Here is a 25440-nt window from a genome sequence, read left to right as displayed (position 1 = left end):
CATTCTTTGTGCCTATGCTCAGTGAAAAGTTTTGCTGTCTGAATATGAAAATTAAAATTATATTGCATGACTACTGATGATAGAGAATTATCAACCAACTGGTAAGACCCTATAGCTGCCAAAAATTTTCAAGATTTCTGTACAATTTTGTAATTCTCCTAAAGCAGATTTCATAATTACTGCATTTACATCTGCTTCTATGTCTAAATAAAATAAATATTCCCCTAAGGAGCGTTTTGTAGGCCGCGATTCAATGCGACTCAGATTAATACCTAAATGGGCAAATACTTCTAGTGCTTTCACTAATGCACCAGGTACATTCGCTGGGACACTAAAGGCTAAAGATGTATGTGTACAATCAATAGTATTATTTTCCTCCGTGCTAACTACCCAAAACCGAGTGCAATTTTCTGGATAATCATTAATCCCCTCAGCCAGAATGGGTAGATTATAAAGTTGTGCTGCACGACTAGAGGAAATTGCTGCTGTTGTTAGTTCTGCTTCTAATCTCTGTAGTGCTTCCGTTGTCGAATTACTCGCAATCAAGTTGACATTTGGTAAAAACTGTGCTAACCAACCTTGACATTGAGCTAAAGCTTGAGGATGAGAATAAACAGTTTTAATATTATCTAAGCTAGTGCATCTAGAAACTAATGTATGTTGAATCGGTAAAACCAAAGCTAATTTAATTTTTAAATTATCTAATTGCCATAAGCTATCTAGAGTCATATTAACACTTCCCTCAATAGAGTTTTCTACCGGGACAACAGCTATATTTGCCTTAGCGGTGATGATCGCTTGCAATGATTGAGCAATGGTAGGGTAAGGACATAGTTCAAAACTTTTTTCAGGGGTGATATCCTGATAATTTTGCAACCAATTGACATAGAAAAAAGCAGCTTGTTCAGCATAAGTTCCCGGTGGACCTAAATGTGCAATTTTCAGATTCATACTTTTAAATTCGACGATTTTGATTGATAATGAAAAAAAAACAGATAGTTGAATTTACTTATGGTTACTAAGTTTACTGCCTTTGAATCCGTGGAAATTTCTGTCCCTAAGCATTCTATTCCTATTCAGCACTATCTTCGTCAACCTCAACGGTTGGTGAATACCCTGGCTGATCATACCAGAACTGAGCAGTTGTCCGAAGAAGTGTTTCGGCTGAAAATGCGTCCTCTGTCTTTTATGTCACTGAGTATTCAGCCAACAGTAGATATGAGAGTTTGGGCGGATACAAGCGGAACGATTTATTTGCGATCGCTCCGTTGTGAGATTCTGGGTTTCGAGTATATTAACCAACGGTTTGACCTGAATTTAAAAGGCTACTTATCACCAGTTCAACTCAGTAATGGTACATACCTACAAGGGAAAGCAGAATTAGAAGTCTTAGTAGACATACCCCAGCCATTTTCCCTGACACCCAAATCAATATTAGAAGCTACAGGTAATGGATTGCTCAAAAGTGTATTATTAACAATCAAACAAAGATTATTACATCATCTTCTCACAGATTATCACCATTGGTGCAACCAAGCCACAAAAGACATAGAAACAGAACATCACAACACAGATAGCAGTACCGTAGCACAAACCTTATAAACAACCTTCACAAATTAAAGCAACTAGACAACGTCTAAAAACCCTTCAGAGAAAAGACCTCAGACCTAGCTAAAACCTTATGTATCTATAGCCGAAGAACGACGACGACGACGACGATTAGGAACAGAACTCGAAGAGCCGGAAGAATCAGCTTCAGCATCAGATACTGCCGGAACTATTGTTAATTCTGGGACAATTGTTAATGAAGACTCAATTTCCGGCTCAAGGGATTGTTCAGTGGCCACATACTTAGGTGCAGGAATCACAGAATGCCCGAAGCCATCAGAAATTTCCGCTTCACCTATAATTGGTTCAGAGACTTGAGAAGGTTCATTTAGTTCACTTAGTTCCGTAGGTTGAGATGGTAAATCTCCCGGTTCAACAACATTAATAATCACCGATCTAGAACTTTTTCCCTCACGATCTAACTTCAGTAAAGGAGAAATTCCCATTTCAGCATAAGTATCTTGTTCCTTAGCTGACATTTCCACAGTGATAATCTCTGGTGGTTCAACCTTAATCGCTTCTAGCTTCACCTTTACCCGTTCTGGCCTTTCGGTCCAACCTGATTTATTAATAGTAGGTGGAGAGACCTCTGGTATTGGTAGTTCAACCTCCTCCAAATCTAAATCCGAATCATTAACAAAACCTAAAGGGTTCAACCCAGAGCCAAGTTCATCCTTACCATTAGCTCGATTCTCAGCGGTTTTCGGACGACGAGTACGGGTACGGCGCTTACCATCATTTAATTCCTGGTAACTAGGATGATTAATCAGATGCAGCGGACTAAAATCTGGTTCACCCTCAAAACTCTCCCCAAAACCTTGATATGAATCCCGTGGAGTAGCCACCACCCCACCGATATCAGGTATGCGGGTAACTAAACGTGGTTCTTTTGGTGGTACACTTCCAAATCGTTCCGGTATCTCCGCAGCCGGAATAGGAAGACGGTTTTCCATTTCTCCGGGTAATCTCACAGTATGCCCTAAACCCCCGCACGCCGGACAAGGTTCGCCAAATAACTCATAAATATTTTGTCCTTGACGCTTACGAGTCAGTTCAACCAAACCCAGTTCAGTCAATTGGGCAATTTGGGGACGAGCTTTATCAGCCTTGAGAGCCTTGTTAAAGTGTTCCAATACCTGCATTTGATCCCGTCGGGATTCCATATCAATGAAATCAACCACAATCACACCCGCAATATTCCGCAAACGTAACTGACGCGCAATTTCCGCAGCAGCCTCACAATTTGTCCATAAAACTGTTTCTCTAGCGGTTGCAGAACGGGTGAAAGAACCAGAGTTAACATCTACTACGGTTAAAGCTTCCGTAGGTTGGATGATAATATAACCACCTGATGGCAAATCTACCCTTGGTCTAAGGGCTTCTCGGATAGCAGCATTAATGCGAAAATATTCTAAAATTGGAGAGCGATCGCGGTGATGATCAATCAACAACCCCTGGGGCGTTTGTCCACCACTCCAGTTTTGTAAATATTGTTTCACCCGTTTTAAGCCAGTGCTGGAATCAACAACAATACGATTCACATCAGCACCATACATATCCCTGAGAACCCGCTGAATAAAATCATCATCACGATTCAGTAGAGCCGGCGCACGGGAAGTGACAGCTTCTTGCTGAACGATTTCCCACTGCTTTTGCAGCACCTCTAGATCCTCAATAATTGCCTCTTCTGGCTTCCCTTCCGCTTCCGTGCGTACCAGTAAACCCATCCCCGCTGGTTTCACCAAAATCGCCAAAGCTCTGAGACGGTTACGCTCACTTTCACTCTTAATCCGTCTGGATAAATTTACACCCCGTCCATAGGGCATCAGTACCACATAACGGCCAGGTAAAGTAATGTTTCCCGTCAACCTCGGACCCTTGGAGCCAGTTGGCTCTTTCATCACTTGTACTAAAGTTTTTTGCTGTGGAGTCAACAGTTCTGTAATCGCTGCTGCACTTCGTTTCAGCCTCAACGGACCTAAATCAGTGACGTGAATAAAACCGTTGCGCTCCGGGTCGCCGATATTCACAAAAGCCGCATCTATCCCAGGTAATACGTTTTCTACTACACCTAAATAGATATCACCAATTTGGTGATGACCAGTAGCTACAACGAGTTCCTGTATTTGATCTTCCGAAAATACAGCAGCGATTTGATGCTGCTCCGCGATGATAATTTGTTTTGGCATTCAATTTCCTCAAAAACTGGTAGTGCTGGTGGGAATCACGAGAAAGTTCTCTGTTATCCGGCTTCTATAGTCACTACTACAAGGTGCTACTAGTAATAAAAATTTCCAATTTGTAGCTCTGCTTTTGGAGAGCTAATCATACTATGATGGCATTTACACACCATATCACTCTTCAACAGCATATAGTTTCAGAACTTTCATCAACCTTCCTTGGCCGATTTACCATACTATACGCTGCTATTTCCAATTTTGATATCCGTAGATATCAGTCCCAAGGTTAAGGTTTTATCAGCTAAAGTTGACTGTACTTAAATAGCAAGTGCTTGATCACTTTCTAGAAACTTCCGTTAGACACGGTGCATTACACATTGATTTGACCGTCTGCGGAGGAAGACAAACTTGTCTTTAGCAATGGATTTGCTATCTGTGTTGACACCAGAAAATCTAGCTAAGTGTAGACAACCCAGTGGGTAATCTTGACAAGAATTTGAATTTTGGCAGCTTTGTCATCTCTGTCAATGCTGACGTAGTTTTTTTTAAACTAACCACTCCTGCCTCTGTAGCAATTGCATCAAATCTGGCAATAACAGCAGGTCTCGTTTCAGGGATAGAATCTATCAATGAATCGAGAAGCTAACAAAAGCTATTATTAGTCATCAATTCACAAGGTAGCTAAAGAGAGAGTGGTTTGTAATCAGTAGCAGAGTTTGTCTGGGACACAATCTTAGAAGTTGCACTCTTATATCTTTGCCTTCGCGCCCGTGGGTATCACAGGTAGTGAATCAAGTCACTCAATGCAGCACCAGAAAATTTCTCTTAATCGCCATTCTAACGCAACTTTGCTAAAAATCAATTACCAAAATAGATATTTGGTGAAAATTAAACCCATTTAATTCTAAACTGTTAATTAACTTTTGTGGAAACTTTCTCCATCTAGTGATTTTCGGATATACAATCTTTACCCCACTTCTACTGGTAAACTTTTCCCTTTCTCTATACCAATGTTATGATTATTACATTAATAGTAGCTTGGATAGTTTTTATTATTTTGTGGAAATTAATCAAAACTACCATTAAAACCGCCCTGATCTGTGCCGCTATTGTCATGTTATTATATTTTGGCTTCCATATTACTCCCCAAGACATTTGGCATCAAATCAGTCAGTTTATTCAAACCTCTTCCCCAACACCAACAAAGAAGTGAAATTAGCGATGAAATTCCCTCAAATTACCCAATTTTCCGAGAACCTGATATTTTTGCTAAAGCATCTTGAAATGCAGGTGGTAACTGACGCATAATTTTACCCTTTTCCCGATCTAAAGCCACTAATGTCACCTGAGCGGTAATATATAAATCCTGGTTATCGGCAGAAACAATAGTATAATCCCAGTTCATACGCACTCCCGTTACCTCTTTCATGCGTGTTCTTACTATGAATGGCATCCCTAATTGCACGGAACGATGATAACGAATTGACAACTCCACTACGGGTAAATCACAACCTAAAGCTACTAAATCCACAAATTCAATGCCGATAGAACGTAAACATTCTACCCGTGCTTCTTCCATCCAAGTTAAATAAGTACCGTGCCAAACAATACCAGCATAGTCCGTGTGATGAGGTTGAGCCCTGACGGGATATTCAAACCAATTTTCAAATGCGACATTGGTAATATTCTCAATAGCACTTGTTGGTGGTAATTGGGGTGGGGTTGTTTCTTGAGACATTTTAATAATTTTTTGATCCTTTTTTGAGCAACAGACTACCAAAAATTGATACAATTTTGTAAATTGGCAAGTTTTCAACTGTATTCCAATTTTACCAGATGGTAAAAACGTTGTATGAAACCTCCATAATTCAGAAAATTTGAGCAATACTGGTACAAGAAGGAAGATAAGCAGAACTTACAAAAATGACGATTCAACCTACTGATAAGACTTTACTGGACTGGACGGGCGATACTTTAGCAATTGGCTTATTTGAAGATGCAGTACAATTAACGGGTGATTTGGCAACTTTAGACCAGAAATTGGCTGGAATCTTCACAGAACTAATTGCTGAAGAAGAATTTACTGGTAAAGTCAATAGTACCATCTTTACGAGGGTAGGGGCGGGGAATTTGGTGCGAAAGGTGATTTTAGTGGGCTTAGGTAAACCAGAGGCACTACAATTAGAAACCCTGCGACGAGTTGCGGCCACAGTTGCACGCACCGCTAAAAAGCAGAAAACTAAAACCCTGGGAATTAGTTTACCACTATGGAACAATGATCCAGCCGCTACAGCCCAAGCTATTACTGAAGGCATAGAATTAGCACTTTACCAAGATATTCGCTTTAAATCTGAACCAGAAGATAAAAGCCCCAATATTGAAACTATTGATTTACTGGGTTTAGCAGGACAACAAGCGGCTATTACCCGCGCTGATCAAATTGTTTCTGGAGTCATTTTAGCACGGCAGTTAGTAGCAGCCCCAGCTAATGCAGTGACACCGATTACTATGGCCGAAACTGCCGGGGCGATCGCTCAGGAATATGGGTTACAATTAGAAGTCCTAGAACAGGCCGAATGTGAAAAATTAGGTATGGGGGCATTTTTAGGAGTAGCCCAGGCTTCCGAATTACCACCTAAATTCATTCACCTAATTTATAAACCAGCTACTACACCCAGACGCAAGTTGGCTATTATTGGTAAGGGTTTAACTTTCGATTCTGGTGGTTTAAATATTAAGGGTGCAGGTAGCGGTATTGAAACCATGAAAATTGACATGGGTGGTGCTGCGGCTACTCTGGGTGCTGCTAAAGTCATTGGACAATTAAAGCCAGATGTAGAGGTTCACTTTATATCAGCCGTCACCGAAAACATGATTAGCGGTAAGGCTATGCACCCTGGAGACATCTTAACCGCTTCAAATGGCAAAACCATCGAAGTGAATAACACCGATGCTGAAGGGCGTTTAACCTTAGCTGATGCCTTGGTATATGCTGATAAATTGGGTGTAGATGCGATCCTTGATTTAGCTACCCTTACAGGTGCTTGTGTGGTGGCCTTGGGTGAAGATATTGCTGGTTTATTTACACCGGACGATGCTATGGCCTCCCAACTCCAAACAGCCGCAGAAACAGCCGGTGAGAAAATTTGGCGTTTACCAATGGAAGATAAATATTTTGATGGGCTGAAATCCGGTATTGCCGACATGAAAAATACCGGACCTCGTTATGGCGGTTCAATTACTGCGGCTTTATTCCTGAAGCAGTTTGTTAAGGACACCCCTTGGGCGCATTTAGATATTGCCGGACCAGTTTGGGCTGACAAGGAACATGGCTATAACGGTGCTGGGGCAACTGGTTTCGGTGTCAGAACATTGGTTAGCTGGATTTTGAACTAATTTACAGCAAGTTTAGCTTGAGTGAGGTACACCTGATGCGGGCATCTTGCCCGCACCACAAGAGTTTTATACCTACAGCTATCAAAATTAGGACATAAACTATAAGGGTTCCCATGGTACTTACCCAATATAAATGACTCAACCTTCTTAATTCTGCTGTACAATTAGTCATGAGAAACATTAAGAATAACGGGTAAAAATCAATGGGACTGTTTGATCAAATTCTGGGCGCTGTTAATAGTTCCACTCAAGTCGGTGGCTTGAATGACTTACTAAATGTTGTTAGTAATTCCACTCAAGGTGGTGGTTTGGATGACTTGCTAAATATTGCCAATACAGTTAAACAATTAGGTAATAACGTTGGTGCAGACTCCTCGACAATCCAATCAATTTTATCAGTTGTTGGTAAACAAGTACAATCATCTTTGCAGGTGAAGCAAGCTACCGACGGAACTGAATCCGTACAGGATTTTGTCAATCAATTTGCAGGAACTTCACCTAATTCCGAAGCGGTAAATACCCTGTTTTCTCCAGATATTCAAGCAAAAGTCACTGAAAACGCCGCCCAGGTCGCCGGTCTAGATGTTGAGAAAATTCAAGAATTATTACCTAGTTTAGTGCCTTTAATCTTGAGTTTCTTGCAATCTACTGGCAATCCGTTCTTAAATAAATTTCTAGATATTGATGGTGATGGTGATGTTGATATTGCTGATTTACTTAAATTAGCTAGTCGCTTTTTAAGAATTTAATCCCGATTCATCCCGACTGCATTCGTGCAAACATTATAGCAGGGAATCCACCGACAAATGATAATTTTAAGAATTGTGAACCGTTAACAATTGAGTTTATGAACGCAGCCCAGGATAAAACAATAGTCCGCGAATATTTCAACTCCACAGGCTTTGATCGGTGGCGACGCATCTATGGTGATGGTGAAGTCAACAAAGTTCAGCTAGACATACGCACTGGACATCAGCAAACTGTGGATAATGTCATGGGCTGGCTAAAAGCTGACAACAATTTACCAGAATTATCAATTTGTGATGCCGGCTGTGGTGTCGGTAGTTTAAGTATTCCCTTGGCTATGGAAGGTGCTAAAGTCTATGCCAGTGATATTTCTGCTAAAATGGTATCAGAAGCCCAAGATAGGGCTGTAAAGGCTTTTTCCAATACCATAAATCCCTCCTTTGCGGTACAGGATTTAGAATCTTTGAGTGGTAATTATCACACCATCATCTGTTTAGATGTTCTGATTCATTACCCCCAAGACAAAGCCGATGAAATGATTTCTCACCTGTGTTCTTTAGCACAATCAAGAATTATTCTCAGTTTCGCCCCCAAAACCTGCTTTCTGACTATCCTGAAAAAAATCGGTAGTTTCTTTCCTGGACCGAGTAAAGCCACTCGTGCCTATTTACACCGTGAAGCCGATGTGATCAAAATCCTCCAAAAAAATGGCTTTTCAGTGCAAAGACAGGCTATGACTCGTACACGCTTCTACTTTTCTCGCTTACTAGAAGCAACTCGTATAGCTGCTGAGTAATCAAAAGTATTATGTTCAACATAAAAACTCTAAAAGCCTAACATCTAACTCCTTCCCTGCTGGGGAAGGGGAAGGGAAAAAAAAGATTTTCAAACTCTCTAGCGTCATAAACTAACCATTTTTAATCTTCTAAATTAAACCCAGACGGAATGATATTCAAGTTTTTAAAAAGATAATTTTTGATTCAACAATGAATATTTAATAATATTAAAAATAACTGGAGGCTGGGTGCTGCGACAACCCAACCAAATCCTAAACAAATCCTCAAATTTTTTGGGTAACATAGGTTAACCCAAACTATAGATATTAATCAAGAACTACTTAAAAGTATCGCGGATTTGATCTTTCATTTTATCTGCGGGGTTACGAGATTCGCTTTTCGTATCCTTAGTGTTTCCCCCAGGTAGGTAATTAGGATTAACAATACTATTGTCTATTGCCTTTTGAGTTTTAGCTTCAATATCTTTTGTGACTGACTTTGACTTTTGTTTCCAAATCCCATCTTTTATATCTTCAACTGCATTACGAACCTTGCTTTCCGCTTGCTTTGCTTTTCCCATAAATTGATCTTTTTTGTTTCCTCTAACATTACCAATAGCTTCCTGGATTTTACCTTCAATATTCTTAGTTGTTGCTTCCACTCGATTCATGCTGGCAATTTGAGTTAGGCTATTTGGTTGAGTCAACAAAGTTGTAGCCAAACTATCCTCAGCAACAAAAGCTGTAGAAGTTACCAAAAATAAAACTAAAGTAATGGTGACAAAAAATTTGTGAAATGCTTGAAGTAATCTCATTTAATTTTGCTCCCTCATTTATAAATTGGTAATTAGTTGGTAATTAATTTATTAAAGGCCTGACATGGTCAATTTCTCACAGCCGGGGCAATTTTGACGACAACTTTCACACTTTTAACGCCTCTGATTTCCTTAGCAAGAGGATCGATTTTGTTTAATTGTTCTTGAGTTTGTACAGTTCCAGCTACAACAACTTCCCCATTTTTAGAAGTAACTGTTAATTGACCAGAGGGAATATTGGCTTCCAACTTAGAGCGCACTTCACTGGCAAGATCGGCATTAGCTCGGTCTGCACTTCCCCCAGTGATGTTATGGCGTTCCTCACGAGCGCGAATATCTGCATTAAGTTGATCTCGACGGACTTTACTAGTTGCATCTTTTTGGTTACTTTCGACTGTTTTATCTGTGGGAACTTCACCAGTTTCCTCAGTCGAATTGGGCGCACTGCTGCTAGTTTTAGCCTTATTGTCGCAGGCAACGGTTCGCTCTCGGTTTCCGTATTCTCCTATGTAGTAAAAATCATTATCCTGTATGCGATAATTAACAGGTAAAGGCTTTGTACAAGGTTGACAAAATATCACCTCTGGAAATGCCTCCCCTGGTGACAAATGGGGTAAATTAACATTCCAAAAACATCCGGGTTCTAGAGGAAGTTCAATTAAATTCTCTAATAATTCGGAAGTCCATTTAGTAGCCGCATCCCAATTATAATCGAGATTGCCGCGACGATAGTGAGAAACAGCAATTCCTGGGATACCGTGTATTGCTGCTTCTCTAACAGCAGCGACCGTACCAGAAATATACGCATCCACTCCTAAGTTTCCACCAGCATTAATACCTGAAATTACGTACTTGACATCTTCCACAATATGTGATATTGCAACTCGGATACAATCAGCAGGAGTTCCCCCTATTGCATACTCCAAATCAGAACGACGTTCGACGTTAATTGGCTGATGGGTAGTAACTTGATGTCCACAGCCTGATTGATGTAATTGGGGTGCAGCAATAATCAGTTTAGTCTTGTCATATTTAGCACTTACGGCTTTGAATAAAGCTGCAATACCTGGTGCATCAATACCGTCGTCATTGGTTAAAATTATAGTCATTATTCTTTACTGAGTGGTCAATTGTCAATCTGGAATAGGGTTTGGTGGGTGATACTACCGGAAGTTATTTTAATTCACCGCCATATAAATGTAACATAACTTGAGTAATTTTAACATCTTTGTTGTTTATATTTGTTGTTTATAATTGTGATTTAATGAAATTAGTTGGTTAGTATAGTATAGAAATGGTTAGATTGTCAAAATAAATGAGACAGTTAGAGAACTGTCCACTAATTAGTGCTTTTACCTTTGCTATTGGTATCACTGGTTATTTCATGCTACAAACACTCATAACTTGTCTGATTTGGCAGTATGTTGAAGTTATACTTATAGTGTAACATAGCTGATAGCGCGTTTTTTAGTGCTTCATGTTCATTATTGCAATTATCAAAAAATAGATCACTTTTCACCTACAGTCCACCAAGCTAAAGCATAAGGTTGAACGGCTTCATTAACCTGCTTCTGAAATTGTACCCGAATTTTATAATTACCATTAGTAGCAACTGGACAAAAGATATGTTCAACATTATCCACTTCACTCACAGAAGCACACATAACAACTTCATTGTTCTTCTCATTTTCCTTAACTAAATAAACATCAAGATTATTTAATCCCTGATCTTTAAATGTTTCCCCCACATCATATTGTTGATTATTATTTTTATCATTCAACTCTACCAAACGATCCCAACTTAAAGTAATAGCTACAAAACTATTGGCTTTTAAACCGCTTTTAAAAATATATTCCTGAGTAGTATTAGCATTAACTTTATCATAATCCCAACCAATTGATGGTATAGGTGCATTAGCTTTCCATTGACCACCATTTAACTGTTGATAAGCTCGAAAAGCATTTAAATGACCTGCTCCCATTTGAGCATCTAAAGGAATTTTTACATCTTGATAAGCTTCCGTTACTAACCAATCTTGATTTTGTTTATCAACTAATGTTTTCGTCATTCTTAACCGTAAACCATCACCACTATCTTGAATTTTATCTGCTGCATTAAGTAATATAGCTTTCATTACTTGATGACGACGAGCATCAAGACTCCAATTTAACTGTTTATTTTGCAATTGTCTATCAGTAAACTCTTGCAATAATGCTACAGTAGCAGTAACTTGTGGTGCAGCAAAACTAGTACCTGTAGATTTATTAATTTTACCATCAGGATTAAGTAAAGGAATATTAGTACCAGGAGCAACTAAACCAATTGCTCTTCTATTACCAATATTAAATTCTTTTCCAGTTAAACGATCTTTTATTTCTTGACTGTTATTAGTCAAATTAGAAACGTGAAGTTTATCAAAAATTCCGTTGCGTTCTGAGGAAAAAGCCACATTAATTGCGTTAAAATTGTCTGTAGGAATAGGAATCCCACCTTTACCTTGATTTCCTGCAATAGTATACACAACATCATGCACACGACTAGACCAGTCAATACATAATGTCAGTAAAGCATTTCCATCTAAAACAGCTTCTGATCTAGGATCACGATTTAATGGCTCACCAAAACTAAAATTAATAGCTCGAACATCACCACTATTTTGTAAAGCGATGTGTTGCGTTGATAAACACTCCTCCGGTTGACCATTTTTTCTCATAGATCCCACAGCGGAAGAGTATAATCTGGCATTGGGTGCTACACCAGGGAAAGCTTTATCTTGACTGATCATGACAGCAGAAACATTATAGGCATGAGACTCAACATTAAAATTTGATTTAGCTACAAGATTGCGGAGAAAAACCGCTGTTGGAGATACAGCACGATTTTTAGATACGGCTTTGTCCCAGCCGAACATCCCTGGACGACCGATTTCTACTTGACCAATAGCAATTTTCCGCCCAGTTAAATTATAAGGAGCTTGATGTAGTTTTAAAGCATCAATACCATTCTTCCCTAAAAAAGTTGCTCCTGTTATACCTGCGAAAGTTGGTAGAGTTAAGCAGGAAAAACTTAAACCCCAAAAGGTTATCCAATTTTTGTTCATGAACTACTAAGTCAGATGCAAGAGGTGACAGATAAGATGCAAAAAGCAATGTTTAAAATGCAAGAGATAAAAAATATTAGTTGTAAGTTAATGGATAAGATGGAAGAAGTAAAAGATAAGATGCAAAAAGCAATGTATAGGACAGCAGAAAGATATGATTGTTATCTTTTCTTTTTTCTTCTAACGCCTGGCTTCTAAATCCTAATTTTCACTAAAAAACTTTTTTACTCTGGCCTTAATTAATAATTTCTCCATATTTTGTTACAATACCTACAGACGAAGACGCTTAAAACCCACTAGCCATGACCCAAAATTCATCTCAAAAGCCCATAGTTATTGCTCCATCTATCCTATCAGCAGATTTTAGCCGTCTGGGTGACGATATTCGCGCCGTAGACAAAGCGGGAGCAGATTGGATTCACGTTGATGTAATGGACGGACGTTTTGTCCCTAATATTACAATAGGTCCTCTGATTGTGGAGGCGATTCGTCCGGTTACAACTAAACCCCTAGATGTCCACCTGATGATTGTCGAACCAGAAAAGTATGTAGAAGGTTTTGCTAAGGCTGGTGCTGATATTATATCCGTCCATGCTGAACATAACGCATCTCCTCATTTACACCGCACTTTAGGACAAATCAGAGAACTCGGTAAGAAAGCTGGAGTTGTACTTAATCCGGGTACACCTTTGGAATTAATTGAATATGTGCTGGAATTATGCGATTTAGTGCTAATTATGAGCGTTAACCCCGGTTTCGGTGGTCAAAGCTTTATTCCTAGCGTAGTTCCTAAAATTCGCCAATTGCGTCAAATGTGTGATGAACGCGGTTTAGATCCTTGGATTGAAGTTGACGGAGGCCTGAAAGCTAATAATACTTGGCAAGTTTTGGAAGCTGGTGCTAATGCTATTGTAGCAGGTTCGGCTGTTTTCAATGCTCCTGATTATGCTGAGGCGATTACCAATATCCGTAACAGTAAGCGTCCGACTCCAGAATTAGCTGCTGTTTAAGATTCTGGTAATTAATTGAAACCTAGATCCTCGATTTCTTTGAGAAGTCGGGGATTTATTTTTTTTTGATGCTAAATTTATTTAGACGACCTATGATGGTAATACTCACCGTGCCTTGAGGACGATGAAATTGATTTAGTCCGTAGGGTGAACTAACCGCATTTATGCTAAAATACAGTAATCACACTCTGTAAGGAGTTTTCTGTATGGCTAACATTACTTACATTGATAACAACAAAACATTATATGATCAAGATTTTTACCTGTGGATACAAACCACGGTTCAACATTTGCAAGAAAGAAACCTAGAACAGTTAGATATCGAGAATTTGATTGAAGAAATTGATAGTATGGGAAGGAGTGAAAAGAAAGAACTAAAAACTCCCTTAGTTGTCTTAATTGAACATTTATTAAAATTACAATATTGGATAGAAGAAAAAGATGATAACGCTAGAGGTTGGCGTAATACTGTCGTGGAACAAAGACGACAAATAACCTATACTCTAGCAGATAGTCCTAGTTTAAAAGCTATTTTAAATGATGTATTTCTACCCTGTTATCAAGACGCTAAACAAGATACAATTAACAAATACCAACTGCCATCAAACTTATTTCCAGAAGAACCACCTTTTTCTTTAGCTCAAGTTCTCAATGCAGATTTTATACCCTAAATTCATACCTGGTTTCAGCAACGCCTAAGTTCTATAATGGAATTGTTTTATCTGTCACCCTTTCCCTAATAATGTAAGTTGCTAGTTAGGTAAATTGTCAGAATCAGGATATCTAGGATTAAAGGATAAAATCAGAGCTTTTATTACCAATTACCAATTACCAATTACCTATTACCAATTACCTATTACCAATTACCAATTACCTATTACCAATTACCTATTACCTATTACCTATTACCTATTACCAATTACCTATTACCAATTACCTATTACCTATTACCTATTACCTATTACCAATTACCAATTACCTAAACAACAGCAGACAACCAAATTATAACCGTAGTTCCTGGGGTGTGAGGTGATGTAATAACTGAGTCAATTGCTGGACTGAAAACCTCTATATTTCCCTGCATTTCTGCTATTAACTGTTTAGCAATAGCAATTCCTAACCCCGTCCCAGGAATTGCTGTTTGTGCTTGTACACCTCGGTAATGTCTTTCTCCCAGATGTTCTAAGTCTTCCGGGGGAATACCTGGTCCTGTGTCACTAATAGCAATACCTTGGAAATTTCCCTGTTGTTGCCCACATTGTACTAATATCTTACCACCTGGGGGAGTATATTTCAAAGCATTATCTATAATATTACTCAATACTTCTCCCAAGGCTTTTTCATTGACTCTGACTAAAGGTAAATGATTGGGAATTTCCGTAATTAGTTGTAAATTTCGTTCTTGGGAAATAGCTTGAGCCGATATTAACAAAGGTGCTAACAAATCTGCTAGGGAACAATTAGTTAACTGTTCTCCTGTTCCTGGTAATAATAACACAGATTTCCCCGGTTTTTGTGTATTTTGATTTTGTTTAATTACTGCCTTTGACTCAGGGAGGGAAAGAGGTGTTAAATTGGCTGTATTTAGATCAATTACTTGATCAAACTTTTGTAATAACTCTTGTAAGCGATCGCTTTCCCGGACTATACTGGTTGCTACCTCCCGATTAGGATCAACCGCTCGCATTCGCTTAAATAGTAGTTTACCAAAAGTACGGATAGCAGTTAAGGGGTTACGAAACTGATGTAAGAGATTATCTAATAAGTCCCGTTGTTCCTCTTGGAGAATTTGTTCCTGTTCAAGTTGATGTTGCAACCAAGCCCGACGTTGATCTAAAATACAAGCGATCGCTAAAGTTTTGCCAATGCGTTCAATTTCTCCCTCCTCCCGTTGGTTCCATTCCCTATCTTCCCTCGCAGTCACTAATAATCCCATCATTACACCCTCATAAATCAGGGGTGAAACAATTTGATTATGACTGAGTGAATATTCATCTTGTTTATCTTGTAAATTTTGTTTTTCTGTTGCTGCGCTTGACGCTGATGAATGGGAAGATACTGAAGTCGGTTTTAACAACCTCATATTTTGATTTGGTAATGCTAAAACATGAGCAAGCCTGACTGGGTAACTCTCTTCTTGTTCACCATACTCATTACAAGGATTTAATGTTATAGTTTCTGGATACACCATCACTGGAATTAGTCGAGCCTCGCCTGTAGGTTTTTCTACCAACTCCTGTGTTAAATAAACTACGCTAAAAGACGCTCCCATGCCTTGGGCTAACAGGGTTATTTGCTCTCGACATAAAGCAAGGAAATCAGAACTGGCAGACATTAGCATTAGTTACAGGAATTTAGGAGGTAGAAAAGTTGCAGTCACTAGCAGTTTAGCAAAAATAAACTCTCGCAGGACTTCAAGCCAGAGAAAAGTGGTGCATAGCCCATAGCCTTTAACCTAATTTTGTACCTCATGCAAGTGCATACCACCATCAGGCTATATATATCTAGTCTAATCTAGTAATGGATGATTGGTAATAGACAATGGCTAGTAGACAGCAGTTTTTGGGAATTTTTATTCTTTATTTTTATCCTTTTTTCCTAATTGTATCAAAACATTAAAAACTATTGATTTTCTCAGAAAAAAATTATATAATGACGACTGATTTTGTAGCTACAACTACAATCTATAGCTGGAAACAGGAGGACAATAGGTTGGCAAGGAGACGCAAACGGAAAAGTCGTCGTCGTCAAGAAGGACGACGGATACTGGAACACATTCCCCAGTACAGCATCGAAAGTGGCGAAGATAAACCTGTGACAGCAGCAAGAAAGTTTATTCACGCTGAAGGTATTATGCCACCCGCGCTACTACTGGTAAAACGCAATGAACACACAACAGACCGTTATTTCTGGGCGGAAAAAGGCCTGTTTGGTGCTCAATACGTAGAAGAAAATCATTTCTTGTTTCCTAGTCTGAGGAGTTTTGAATCACCAACAGTAACAGTATCAGCACCAGTACAATTGACAGTGCCGGCACCAGCATCGTTATCGGTATCGGAACTGGTTGCCGTAACTGTTAATTAAACAACAAATGACTATCCTATCTTCTAAATGTAGCTTCTAGCTCTGATAATAATAACTGGCAATTTTGATCAGGTTCTTCAAAAATTCCATTTTTTTTAATTTTGCGGTCTAATTGTCAAGCAGGGCTAAAAACTGTTTAAACAGATTCTCTCAAGTCATAGCATAATTAACTCCTCATCAACTCGACTTAGTTGCATGAATCAGTTTATTGTCAGCTTACACATCAGAGAATAGCGACAGAGCCAAGGAAATCCAAAGATGAGGACAAATTCATGATCTCACTAATTTGGACTACTATCAAGCTCTGTCCAGCAATTCAGATTTTTCCTCATTACATCTCAGTCCTTAGGAAAATTTACAACAGCAGTAGTATTTTCTCCTCCTCACTGCCAATTTGCTCAAAAGTTTACTCAGAATTCTACATCAGAATAGGTATAGATGCTCATTGTTTTCATCCTCAACAATCAATCAAGTGTCAAGCACCTTTAGCTGTAATGCCTTTTGTAACTCAGCAAGTTCATCTCTATGGGCAGTAACAGTAATTATACTTGAGGAGTTTTGTCCACTGCGGATATTTTCTATCTGGAGTGACACCTTCTCAAGTCTTCCAGATTTTCTCCAGTACAAGAGACCACTTAAAGGTGAAAATAGGATTATTACCGCAAAAAAACGCCCAAAATCAGGAAAAAGCATGGATAAAACTAACGACAAACAACCTAAACCCACCGCTGCTAATGTAGTTAAAAATATAGCTAAAAACCAACTAGGTCTAACAAATCCCTCAAATGTGACTTGATTTTTGGGAGAATCTACCGCTAAGACTCGATAAGCACGAGTGCGAAAATAATCCTTCAATGAAGTCATTAACGTATTTTCATCCTCTTGTGAAACTAAACGCATCACTTCTATGCGGTCTTTAGTTGAAGCCCGAATAAAGAAAAACAAACCAACTGATAACAGCAATGTTAACAGGAAAGTAGATTGCAAAACAGCGGCATCCATAATTAATTTTTAAGTCTGAAATTTTCAGTAGACTTAAACCATTATCAATTATTCTGGAATCAGAGAACAAACAGAAGTTTGTTTTTAATTTTTAACTTTTAATATTTAATTTTTATATGTCACAAAACTCAGAAACACCATCATCTAACATTCGGGCTATAGCCCAACAATTTCGTCTAGCAGGTTGGATTAGTTTTTGGATTCAGTTAGTCTTAGGGGTAATATCTGGGATAATAGTCTTATTATTTGGCATTTTTAGCCAAAAAGCGGGTAGTCCTAGCAATAATCCAGGGACAGGCTTTGGTGTATTTTTAGCAATTTGTGGTATCATCCTCCTGGGTGCTGGTATTTACTTAGCTTATCGCTACACCAGAATTGGTAAACAACTAGAATCACCTAATTCTACTAATCGTCCTCGTAAAGCTGAAACCGTGCAAGTGTTAAGATTAGGACTGTGGATAAATTTAGGCGGAACTTTAGTGACTTTATTGGGAGCGCAAGCGATTGTTGGTACATTAGTAGCTAGATCTATATCTCCTCAAGCAGTAACTACACAATTATTTGATCCAACGCGGATTATTAGCGGTTTAGATATGCTTATAGTTCAAGCGAACACTAATACTGTATCAGCGCATTTTGCAGGTTTAGTAGCATCTCTGTGGTTAATGAATCGTATTACTAGGTAATTTATAGTTGATTTATAATTGACAGTGATTTTAGTATGCTAATCTCTGAAAACAGGTAGTTCTAAAATAAATCCTGGTAAAACATCTTCTCCAGATAAAATTGTTGGTAATAATACTATTTCTACAGATTGATTTTGACGATAAATTTCTACTTGTTGATTTTGAGGATCAATTAACCAACCTAAACGTAAACCACTATGAATATATTCCCCCATTTTCTCCTGTAATTGACTCAAAGAATCGGTACGCGATCGCAATTCTATCACAAAATCAGGACAAATTTTAGGAAACCTTTCCTGTTCTTCAACACTTAAAGATTCCCAGCGTTCATTAGCTATCCAAGCCACATCAGGAGAACGTTTACCACCATGAGGTAGAATAAAAACAGTGGAAGAACTAAATACTTTTCCGAGTTTATTTTGAAGATTCCATAACCAAACATAACCATTAAAATCTGATTCTCTATTACCACTAATTGCACCAACTGGAGGCATAATTATTAATTCCCCTTTAGCAGTTTCTTCAAGTTTCCAATCTTCGTTAATTTGACATAGTTGATAAAATTGATCATCATTTAATCCCACATTTTTGATATTTAAAACAACCGCTTCAGATGTCATCATTACTGATCATCTCCTTAAAATTAGGGAAATTGACTTGAGAGAAAAAACCCATACGCACGAGTCACTGAATAACGAACCACTCCAGGCACAGAGGAATAAGAGTTTGAGGAATATTTTGCGTAAGTCCTGAAATTATAGCCTTTCCTCGTTTAATGAAGTACAAAATTATCTGCGTTTATCTGCGTGCATCTGCGTTTAATTACCATAGATTGTAACTTACTTGTATGGAAATGGCTATATTATTTTTGTTGGGTTTCACTGCGTTCTACCCAACCTGCGATTTTGACAATTTTTAGGTTTTGGGAAAAGAGACAGAATAAGATATGTTTGGGTTAATTTTCAGTTAAATTGACACTGATAAGCGTTGCTAAACCCGTACAATTAACAACTGACAACAAACAATTAACAAAAAATGCTGGATATTAAACAAATTAGAGAAAACCCCCAACTCGTACAAGAGAAATTAAACAGCCGTAACGGTAAATACGACATTCAACCTATATTAGATTTAAGCCAACAACAACGGGAATTAGAAGGTAAACGCAGTCAACTACAAGCCCGCAGCAACGAAATTGGCAAATTAGTCGGTCAAAAAGTAAAATCTGGAGTTGATCCTCAAAATCCAGAAATACAAGCCTTAAAAGACGAAGGAAACGCTATTAAGACCACATTAAGTGACTTAGAACCCCAGGAAAAAGAATTAAAAGCCCAAATTCACGAATTACTGTTAGCGCTTCCGAATTTACCCAGTGATTTTACACCCCTTGGTAAAAGTGAAGATGATAACCAAGAGGTGAGAACATGGGGAGATGAATATAAACCCACAAATCCCCATATTTTACCACATTGGGAAATCGGCGAAAAATTGGGGATTTTGAACTTTGAAAGAGCGGTAAAAATTGCCCAAAGTCGGTTTGTGAGTCTTATCGGTGTGGGTGCGGCTTTAGAAAGAGCGTTAATTCAATTTATGCTGTCTCAACATATTGAGAATGGCTATATAGAAGTTAGTCCACCATTGTTAGTAAATACAGATTCTTTAACGGGAACTGGACAATTACCTAAATTTGCGGAAGAGAGTTTTAAATGTGCAGAGGATGATTTATGGTTAATTCCTACTGCGGAAGTGCCGGTTACTAATTTGTATCGGGGGGACATTCTTAACGCAGAAGAATTACCAATTTATCATACTGCATATACGCCATGTTTTCGGCGAGAAGCGGGAAGTTATGGCCGGGATATGCGGGGTTTAATTCGGTTACATCAATTCAATAAAGTCGAGTTAGTGAAGTTAGTAAAACCGGAAGATTCCTTTGAGGAATTAGAGAAGTTATTAGCAAATGCTGAGAGTATTTTACAGGCTTTAAAATTACCTTATCGAGTGATTAATTTGTGTACTGGAGATTTAGGTTTTTCGTCCACAAAGACTTATGATTTAGAGGTATGGTTGCCATCTTCTGGGAAATATCGAGAGATTTCTAGTTGTTCTAATTGTGTAGATTTTCAAGCCAGAAGGGCGGATATTCGGTTTAAGGAAGCGGGGAAGAAAGGGACGCAATTTGTACATACTTTAAATGGTTCTGGTTTAGCTGTGGGAAGGACTATGGCGGCAATTTTGGAGAATTATCAGCAAGCTGATGGGACGATTAAAGTACCGGAGGTTTTGCAGGTTTATTTGGGTAGGGAGGTTTTGTAGGATAGGGTAAAAGCAAACTTTTTTGATTTGGAATAGTTTATTTTTGTTAAAATGGTATAATTATTCCAAATCAACTATTTCATTGAAAACACAGCCATACATTGTTAAACATTATGAAAGTAAAATCTATTTCATTTAAAAACTACAAAGCATTTTATGAAGAACAAACAATGCAATTAAAACCTATTACTATTTTGATAGGTAAAAATAGTTCTGGTAAAAGTTCTATTGCTAAATTATTTACTTTGCTGGAAACGTCCCTCAAGGGAGATACTGATGAACCTCTGTTATTAAAAAATAATGGAGTCGAATTAGGTGCAGATTTTGATAATTTGTTTCCTGATAATAAGTCTGGAGCAATTAGTTTAAATTTTCAAATTATATTTGATAATAATGTTAAGTTGGATGTTGGTTTACTAAAAAAAACAGATGGCTATGGTTTAGATATTTGGCAATGGAAATATAAAGATGATATGGAGGAATTTGATCTTAAATCTTTTGCGTGGAGCTACGTTAACGATATTGATCAGGAATTTTATGATTGTGAATTTAAAGGTTTTATACCCACTAAATTTATAAAAGAAGGTACAAATGAAAATTTATCTGCAAACTTTACAATACCAAAAATTGATGTAGATTATATTGGACCTTTTAGAATTTTGCCCCAAAGATGCTTTTCTTTACCTGGAAAGACAAAATTTAGGGATACAGGTATTACAGGTGAAAATGCTTATATAATGCTTGGAGTCAGTAAATTAGAGAAAAAAGATAATTTGTATGAGAAGGTGGGAAAGTGGTACAAGGAACATTTTGACGGTTGGGAATTGATAGTAGATGATACAAGTAAAAGACCTCTTATCCAAATTCTACTTTCTAAAAATGATACTGAAGTAAATATTATGGATGTAGGACAAGGAATGAATCAAGCATTACCCTTAGTTGTTCGTGCTAATGTTACTGATAGACCTGATTCAATAATTGTTTTAGAACAACCAGAATTACATTTACATCCTGCTGCACATGGTGATTTAGCTGAACTATTTGCAAAGTCAGCAAAGGAAAATAATCAGACTTTTATTATTGAAACTCATTCAGAAAATATTATCTTGCGTTTGCGTAAGTTAATAGTTGAAAATGATTTTGGTTTTACCAAAGATGATTTAATCATTTACTGGATAGAAGATGCTGAATTGAAAGGTAAAGAACTACGAGAAATAACTGTTGATGAAGAAGGGGTTTTAAGTGATTGGCCAGAAGGTGTTTTTAATGAAGGTATGAAAGAAATTTTAGAAATGCAAAAAGCACTGAGAAGAAAAGAACAAGATAAATAAATATAACAAATATAACCAGGATACCAATATGATCATATATTTTAACCCAGCAATTTTTCAAACTCAAGATGATGATATGCAGTCTATTTTAGCTGATATCCTTGTTGAACTTCTTAAAGATAAACATTTTATAGATACTAAAAGTATTAAAAGTATTTTTTTTGATAATAACAATAAATATATTTTCAATCAAAATAAAATTGCTCAAGCTCATTTGTCAGATACTAAAAGGCAAAATTTAAAAGATTATATTTGTAAGAAAGTAAATCAGAATATTACTCAACTGCATAGAAATCATCTTACTCATTTAACTATTGGAACTAATCCAGAAGAAGTACACCCAAAAGATGCTTGTAAAATTCTAACAGAGCGTTCTATAATAATTGTAGAAAATGGAATTAATGATCGTAAGTTTATTGAGGGAATTTCACAAAAGTATAGTAGTTCTAAAAAAAGAGGTTCTATTTATATATTAATCAGTGATGCTATCAAAAGAGAAATTATAGAATTCGATAATGCTGGTGGAAGTGGGGAAATACAAAAAAGAATACAATATTTGATGAATGCTCCTCGTTATTTTAATATATATAAATATAAGTTAGTGGCTATTTTTGATAGTGATAAAAATTTTGATGATGATTTTAATGTACGAAAATACAAAAAACTGATTGAATTTTTAAAAAATCGGGAAATCAGTAATCCTCCATGTGAAAATGATATCAATTATGAAGATCACGATTTGATTATATGGCATATTTTATACAAAAGAGAGTTAGAAAATTATCTTCCATTGGAGATACTGTTTAAAAAAGCTCCATTAATTACTCAAGATCAGAAAGACCATTTAAGTAGTAAAAGCGAAAGTGATTTAGATTTTTTAGAATATAATAAAGACAATAACAAGATAGGTCAGATAAAAATAAAAGAAGAATTTCCAGAAATGTTCCTGGGTGATTTTTCTTACAGACTACTTGAGCAAAGATGTGAACATCATAAGGTGTTTCTTCCTGAAGCAAATGAATTGGTTTCTGAACTTGAACAAATTTTACTAAAAATAGCGAAAATAATATGAACGATAAAATAAGTGTAAAACCAGATATCATATTTATCGAAGAATTATTAAAAGATATAGCTAATGGGGAATATAAAATACCCATATTTCAAAGAGAATTTGTTTGGCAAACTTCTCAAATGCTGGAGTTATTTGATAGTATTTTGAAAGGCTATCCTATAGGAAGTTTATTATTTTGGAATACTCAAGGATATAAAACTAAAGATCAAATAGGTCCTTATATTATTAGAAAAAACAATAATAATAACACAAAATATATTTTAGATGGTTTTCAAAGGATATCCACGTTATTTGGTGCTTTAATTAATCCTAAAGATTTTCCTGAGAAGAATGAAAATGATGTAAAAGATTTTTTAATTTATTTCGATATTCAAGAGAATAACTTTAGTAAAAGAACGAGAAAAGGAAATATTTTTTCAATACCCTTGTATAAGGTTTATGACAATCGTGAATTATTTGATTTTGTTCGTCAGTTAGATAAAGAAAATATTCCAGAAATTGAAAAAGATCAATATATTGAGAATCTTAGAAACTTACATGATATATTGCACAAGTATAAATTACCTTATGTAGAAATTAAAGGAGGTGATATAAAAAGTGCTGTGGAAATTTTCTCAAGAGTAAATTCAACAGGAACAGAAATTTCTGAAGACTTTATGCTGTCAGCACTTAGCTATAATCAAGAAACAGGATTTTTACTTAGTGATTCAATTACTGAATTTTTAAACAGTTTGAATAAATATAATTTTGAAGATTTAAAAAGAGATATAATTTTAAACTGTATTGCCAGTAATATTAATAATGTAAATGGGAAAATTTATTTTGATGTAAAGCTAGAAGAATTAAGATATGAATCTGATTTAGAGTCATGTACAAATAATGCTTACAACTATATTAAGCAAGCAGTTGAGTTCCTATATAAAAGATTATTTGTAATAAATTTACGTTTATTACCATATCCTGCTCAATTAATTTTTATATCTGAGTATTTCAGACTAAATTTAAATCCTACATCTCAAGAATTACAATTGTTAGAAAATTGGTTTTGGATAACTACCTATTCTAATTATTTTACAATATATTCTTTAAGTCAACAAAGAAATGCTTATCAAGTTTTTTGTGACTTTGCAGAAGGAAAACATCCTAATGGTATTTATCAGATAAATGATGATATAGAATTTACTACAGCCAAGTATCCAACTAAATTAAACTTTACAGGAGTTAGACCAAAAGCATTACAATTATTTTATTTAAAATCAATTCTTGGTGATAATGAACCTCAAGATATGGAAGGAATAAAGGAAATTTTTATTTCTTCTAAAAGAGATAGAACTCCGGGTAATATAATTTTGAGATTATCCTCTGAATTTGATCAACCAACTGATAATAAAATATTAAATAACTTTATTAATTCTAATAGTGATATTTTAGAAAAGCATTTCATAACAAAAGAAATGGTTAGTTTATATAACCAAGGTAAAATAGATGATGGTTTTATTGACAAAAGAAATGAGTATTTAAAATCTAAAGAACGTGAGTTTGTCGAAACTATGGAAATTATTAAATATATAGAGTAAAATTATCATACTATTTTATATTGATTATATTGTAGGGTGCGTTAATGAAATGTAACGCACCGTTTTTTATTAAAATTTAACTGTCTGATAGCGTAGCGTGGCGTTAGCCATATCAGGATAACCAGGATTAAAGGATTAACACCGATTGTATTTGATTTTGATATTCACAGAATATTAAAATTAGCGCAACTTCTGAAGATGTAGATGAATATTAAAAAACCATCCTGTACATCCTGATTCAGACGAAATGCAACTTCTGAAAATGTAGATGAAGATAAAAAAACATCCTGTACATCCTCAATTCAGAAAAAACTCTCACAAATTGCTGATAGTTTAGGATATGAACTACCAACAATATGTACACCTTATGAAATGTTAGGAGAATAATTTATGTTGAATGATGAAGTTTTGGCAGAAATTCGGAAAATCAGAGATGAACAAGCTAAGTCATTTAATTATGATTTAGCAGCTATTTGTGCTGATTTAAGAAAAAAACAAGCAACAAGTGGCAGAAAAATTATTTCTCTTCCCTTGAAGACAGTGGTAAAATCACGCTGATTTTTTAGGGTGCGTTAATGAAATGTAATGCACCGTTTTTTATTAAAATTTAACTGTCAGAATCAGGATACCCAGGATTAAAGGATTAACAGGATTATATTTGATATTGATATTGTGGGATATTTGAATTAGCGCAATTTGTGAAAATGTAGATGAATATTAAAAAAACATCCTGTACATCC

Annotated in this window: 24 protein-coding genes and 1 pseudogene; 15 read left to right on the top strand and 10 right to left on the bottom strand. The window is 36.5% G+C overall.

All coding sequences use genetic code 11. The annotated features are described in order from the left end of the window. Window positions 1–90: 90 nt before the first annotated feature. Complete coding sequence (gene pheA / locus ACIR131C_RS0118295) at window positions 91–951, bottom strand: prephenate dehydratase (RefSeq protein ID WP_028091356.1); 861 nt, start codon at window positions 949–951, stop codon at window positions 91–93. 60 nt (window positions 952–1011) lie between these two features. Here pheA and ACIR131C_RS0118290 point away from each other — a divergent pair, with 60 nt between their 5' ends. Continuing rightward, a complete protein-coding gene (locus ACIR131C_RS0118290) occupies window positions 1012–1602 on the top strand; it encodes a DUF1997 domain-containing protein (RefSeq protein ID WP_028091355.1) in 591 nt (196 codons plus the stop codon). A gap of 77 nt (window positions 1603–1679) precedes the next feature. Here the strand turns inward: ACIR131C_RS0118290 and rne are convergent, their stop codons facing one another. After that, window positions 1680–3797 carry a ribonuclease E gene (rne, locus tag ACIR131C_RS0118285; protein ID WP_028091354.1) on the bottom strand — a complete coding sequence of 706 codons (2118 nt, stop codon included), beginning with the start codon at window positions 3795–3797 and terminating at the stop codon, window positions 1680–1682. 1006 nt (window positions 3798–4803) lie between these two features. Between rne and ACIR131C_RS0118280 the strand changes: the two genes are divergently transcribed. Next, entirely contained in the window at window positions 4804–5001 is a 198-nt protein-coding gene (locus ACIR131C_RS0118280; RefSeq protein ID WP_028091353.1) for a hypothetical protein, read from the top strand. A gap of 24 nt (window positions 5002–5025) precedes the next feature. On the opposite strand, the gene ACIR131C_RS0118275 is transcribed toward ACIR131C_RS0118280, so the two are convergent. Continuing rightward, window positions 5026–5526, bottom strand: coding sequence for an acyl-CoA thioesterase (locus ACIR131C_RS0118275; RefSeq protein WP_028091352.1), 501 nt, complete (start codon window positions 5524–5526; stop codon window positions 5026–5028). A gap of 185 nt (window positions 5527–5711) precedes the next feature. Here ACIR131C_RS0118275 and ACIR131C_RS0118270 point away from each other — a divergent pair, with 185 nt between their 5' ends. From ACIR131C_RS0118270 to bchM, 3 genes are all read left to right on the top strand, one after another. Further along, entirely contained in the window at window positions 5712–7184 is a 1473-nt protein-coding gene (locus tag ACIR131C_RS0118270; protein WP_028091351.1) for a leucyl aminopeptidase, read from the top strand. Between the two features lie 203 nt (window positions 7185–7387). Further along, window positions 7388–7933, top strand: coding sequence for a DUF937 domain-containing protein (locus tag ACIR131C_RS0118265; protein ID WP_028091350.1), 546 nt, complete (start codon window positions 7388–7390; stop codon window positions 7931–7933). Window positions 7934–8031: 98 nt separating this feature from the next. After that, the gene (gene bchM, locus ACIR131C_RS0118260) at window positions 8032–8727 is read left to right on the top strand and encodes a magnesium protoporphyrin IX methyltransferase (protein WP_028091349.1); all 696 of its coding nucleotides are present in this window, start codon (window positions 8032–8034) and stop codon (window positions 8725–8727) included. A gap of 317 nt (window positions 8728–9044) precedes the next feature. On the opposite strand, the gene ACIR131C_RS27395 is transcribed toward bchM, so the two are convergent. The 4 genes and pseudogenes from ACIR131C_RS27395 to ACIR131C_RS0118245 form a co-directional block, all read right to left on the bottom strand. Then, window positions 9045–9521 (bottom strand): CsbD family protein, encoded by a 477-nt coding sequence (locus ACIR131C_RS27395; RefSeq protein WP_028091348.1) that lies wholly within the window; start codon window positions 9519–9521, stop codon window positions 9045–9047. 68 nt (window positions 9522–9589) lie between these two features. Beyond that, a complete protein-coding gene (locus ACIR131C_RS27445; protein ID WP_479723999.1) occupies window positions 9590–9829 on the bottom strand; it encodes a BON domain-containing protein in 240 nt (79 codons plus the stop codon). Window positions 9830–9979: 150 nt separating this feature from the next. Further along, window positions 9980–10630, bottom strand: a pseudogene (gene surE, locus ACIR131C_RS27440) (5'/3'-nucleotidase SurE); the annotation flags it as partial. Between the two features lie 399 nt (window positions 10631–11029). Next, entirely contained in the window at window positions 11030–12622 is a 1593-nt protein-coding gene (locus tag ACIR131C_RS0118245) for a S8 family serine peptidase (protein WP_028091347.1), read from the bottom strand. 302 nt (window positions 12623–12924) lie between these two features. Here ACIR131C_RS0118245 and rpe point away from each other — a divergent pair, with 302 nt between their 5' ends. From rpe to ACIR131C_RS0118225, 3 genes are all read left to right on the top strand, one after another. After that, window positions 12925–13632, top strand: coding sequence for a ribulose-phosphate 3-epimerase (gene rpe / locus ACIR131C_RS0118235; protein ID WP_028091345.1), 708 nt, complete (start codon window positions 12925–12927; stop codon window positions 13630–13632). 206 nt (window positions 13633–13838) lie between these two features. Further along, the gene (locus tag ACIR131C_RS0118230; RefSeq protein WP_028091344.1) at window positions 13839–14303 is read left to right on the top strand and encodes a DUF29 domain-containing protein; all 465 of its coding nucleotides are present in this window, start codon (window positions 13839–13841) and stop codon (window positions 14301–14303) included. Between the two features lie 94 nt (window positions 14304–14397). Further along, window positions 14398–14640 carry a hypothetical protein gene (locus ACIR131C_RS0118225; protein ID WP_155963186.1) on the top strand — a complete coding sequence of 81 codons (243 nt, stop codon included), beginning with the start codon at window positions 14398–14400 and terminating at the stop codon, window positions 14638–14640. On the opposite strand, the gene ACIR131C_RS0118220 is transcribed toward ACIR131C_RS0118225, so the two are convergent. Beyond that, window positions 14612–15973: a sensor histidine kinase gene (locus tag ACIR131C_RS0118220; RefSeq protein ID WP_028091342.1), complete on the bottom strand. Its 1362-nt coding sequence runs from the start codon at window positions 15971–15973 to the stop codon at window positions 14612–14614. The genes ACIR131C_RS0118225 and ACIR131C_RS0118220 overlap by 29 nt on opposite strands. A 371-nt stretch (window positions 15974–16344) precedes the next feature. Here ACIR131C_RS0118220 and ACIR131C_RS23300 point away from each other — a divergent pair, with 371 nt between their 5' ends. Next, complete coding sequence (locus ACIR131C_RS23300; protein ID WP_051347629.1) at window positions 16345–16716, top strand: DUF3155 domain-containing protein; 372 nt, start codon at window positions 16345–16347, stop codon at window positions 16714–16716. A 468-nt stretch (window positions 16717–17184) separates the two neighbouring features. On the opposite strand, the gene ACIR131C_RS0118210 is transcribed toward ACIR131C_RS23300, so the two are convergent. Continuing rightward, complete coding sequence (locus ACIR131C_RS0118210; protein WP_028083294.1) at window positions 17185–17718, bottom strand: cofactor assembly of complex C subunit B; 534 nt, start codon at window positions 17716–17718, stop codon at window positions 17185–17187. A 116-nt stretch (window positions 17719–17834) separates the two neighbouring features. Between ACIR131C_RS0118210 and ACIR131C_RS0118205 the strand changes: the two genes are divergently transcribed. Continuing rightward, window positions 17835–18404 carry a DUF3611 family protein gene (locus ACIR131C_RS0118205; protein WP_028091341.1) on the top strand — a complete coding sequence of 190 codons (570 nt, stop codon included), beginning with the start codon at window positions 17835–17837 and terminating at the stop codon, window positions 18402–18404. A gap of 38 nt (window positions 18405–18442) precedes the next feature. Here ACIR131C_RS0118205 and ACIR131C_RS0118200 read toward each other — a convergent pair whose 3' ends face one another. Continuing rightward, window positions 18443–19027 carry a Uma2 family endonuclease gene (locus ACIR131C_RS0118200; protein WP_028091340.1) on the bottom strand — a complete coding sequence of 195 codons (585 nt, stop codon included), beginning with the start codon at window positions 19025–19027 and terminating at the stop codon, window positions 18443–18445. 412 nt (window positions 19028–19439) lie between these two features. On the opposite strand from ACIR131C_RS0118200, the gene serS reads away from it, so the two are divergent. The 5 genes from serS to ACIR131C_RS26250 all read left to right on the top strand — a co-directional run bounded on the left by serS (window position 19440) and on the right by ACIR131C_RS26250 (window position 25258). After that, window positions 19440–20720, top strand: coding sequence for a serine--tRNA ligase (serS, locus tag ACIR131C_RS0118195; RefSeq protein ID WP_028091339.1), 1281 nt, complete (start codon window positions 19440–19442; stop codon window positions 20718–20720). A 113-nt stretch (window positions 20721–20833) separates the two neighbouring features. Further along, window positions 20834–22051, top strand: a complete 1218-nt coding sequence (locus ACIR131C_RS0118190) for an AAA family ATPase (protein WP_028091338.1) — start codon at window positions 20834–20836, stop codon at window positions 22049–22051. A 28-nt stretch (window positions 22052–22079) separates the two neighbouring features. Further along, a complete protein-coding gene (locus tag ACIR131C_RS0118185) occupies window positions 22080–23123 on the top strand; it encodes a hypothetical protein (protein WP_028091337.1) in 1044 nt (347 codons plus the stop codon). Further along, complete coding sequence (locus tag ACIR131C_RS0118180) at window positions 23120–24700, top strand: DUF262 domain-containing protein (RefSeq protein WP_028091336.1); 1581 nt, start codon at window positions 23120–23122, stop codon at window positions 24698–24700. The genes ACIR131C_RS0118185 and ACIR131C_RS0118180 overlap by 4 nt, the downstream gene beginning before the upstream one ends. A 390-nt stretch (window positions 24701–25090) precedes the next feature. Then, window positions 25091–25258, top strand: a complete 168-nt coding sequence (locus ACIR131C_RS26250) for a hypothetical protein (RefSeq protein ID WP_168651017.1) — start codon at window positions 25091–25093, stop codon at window positions 25256–25258. The last annotated feature ends 182 nt before the right edge of the window (window positions 25259–25440 follow it).

It is taken from the genome of Dolichospermum circinale AWQC131C, assembly GCF_000426905.1.
Classification (GTDB): Bacteria; Cyanobacteriota; Cyanobacteriia; order Cyanobacteriales; family Nostocaceae; genus Dolichospermum; species Dolichospermum circinale.
This window is presented reverse-complemented; position numbering and strand designations above follow the sequence as displayed.